Origin of the sequence: Dendronalium phyllosphericum CENA369 (assembly GCF_016056275.1) — a bacterium.
Lineage (GTDB): Bacteria > Cyanobacteriota > Cyanobacteriia > Cyanobacteriales > Nostocaceae > Dendronalium > Dendronalium phyllosphericum.
Genome location: NZ_JAECZA010000268.1, coordinates 1 through 1,518 on the forward strand (window position 1 = coordinate 1; position 1,518 = coordinate 1,518).

2 pseudogenes are annotated in these 1,518 nt (G+C 41.0%); both read right to left on the reverse strand.

Annotated features, from left to right (window positions below):
* Nucleotides 1-1,076: pseudogene (locus I8752_RS30165) on the reverse strand (IS4 family transposase); the annotation flags it as partial.
* Nucleotides 1,077-1,116: 40 nt separating this feature from the next.
* Nucleotides 1,117-1,518 (reverse strand): annotated as a pseudogene (locus tag I8752_RS30170) (IS4 family transposase); the annotation flags it as partial.

Consider the following 1,518-nt stretch of genomic DNA (forward strand, 5'->3'; position numbering starts at 1 on the left):
AGTACTTGAATACCAATGGGTGTTTTACTTCGATGTTCTAAGTAGCCACCAAGACGAGCAACGGCTTCAACAGCCCAGCTAACTGTTAGTACTTTGGGAAGTTTGGGGGACTTAGCTTTTAAAATCTTAAGTTCAAGGGGGTTAAGAATCTCAATGGCAGGAGAGTCGGGTTGAGTACGGTGTAGATAAGTTAGTTGCAACAGTTCTACCGCAATCACACTCAAGAAACCAATGAGAGCCTTCATCCCATCAGCAGCAAGTCTGTATTTTTCTACCTGACATCCGGACTTAAAAATTTTGTGGTATTCTTCCACACGCCAACGATACGTATACCAACGTAAAATGGTAGAAGCCATCTGAATATCTGCAATAACTTCCGTTGTTAATAACATCCATTCCACAGGTGTTTCGTCTTCGGGACAATCAATCTCTGTAGCATAAACAGCATATACAGATAGTGGGTTACGGTTATCAAAACGGTAAGGAGTACGGAGATTGACCGGACAGAATCGTATAGCTAGTTTGGTTTGACGAGCAGTACGCTGGCTCGTGGATGGTAATTCGATTTCCTGTTCAAAACTAATAGGTTGAGCTTCTAACTTCGACCAAAGACGTTCACTTTTGGAATCTAAACTACGGTTATGAGCTGCACGAACTATGATTCCCGTGTGTTTTTGTTGGCGAAGTCGATCAAAAACTTCTGTGATATCACCTTCGCGGTCAAAAACATGAATCACTTGTGTGTGCTGGCTTACAAGTTTTTCTACAGTGGTCAGAGCTTCTACCCACTTGTAAGATTCTTTCTGTTCAAAGGGACGGTTTCTGGCTTCTTTACGTGCTGCTGCTTGCCGTTTTTTCTTCTGTGTCGGCGTTTCATCTTTCGGTGGCTTCTGTTTTAGCTCACGATTCCAAAGTTTTTGCCATAACAGACCTATGGATTGACCTTTCTCAGGCTCTATCGCTAAAGCACTGTGTAATATTAAACCATTACCTCCCTTGCCAATTGGGCCGTAACCTTCTTTTTTAGCCTCAATACTGCCATAATCAAGAAAAGTTGTGTCTCCAACACACAGCACTACATCGTATTGTGTAACCGTTCAAGGGGCGACAAGCGAGTTAAAGAGCTTGCTGTATAAGCTTCATAGCCCTTAAACCTCGCTGATAATATGCTTGCTTATTGCGACTGAAACCGACCAGTTCCTCGACCCATGCTTGACACTCATGCCAAGCGACTATCCAATTTTGACCATATAAACCTATCCAGAAATTACTATGACGTTTCTCATTTCTATTTTTTTCTTGACTACGACAAATATAGGAATCAAGTTTTTGAAATTTAGTCCTTTGTCCATGTAACCAAGCACTGGTCATAGCTAAAGCAATTAAAAATATTATTCGTACAAGTCTATCAGGATTAGCTTGAGAACTTTCCAAATTGTAACCGCCAGTTTTACAATCTTTGAACATGGCTTCAATTCCAAAGCGTTGAGTATATATTTTCAGAGCAGTATTTAAATC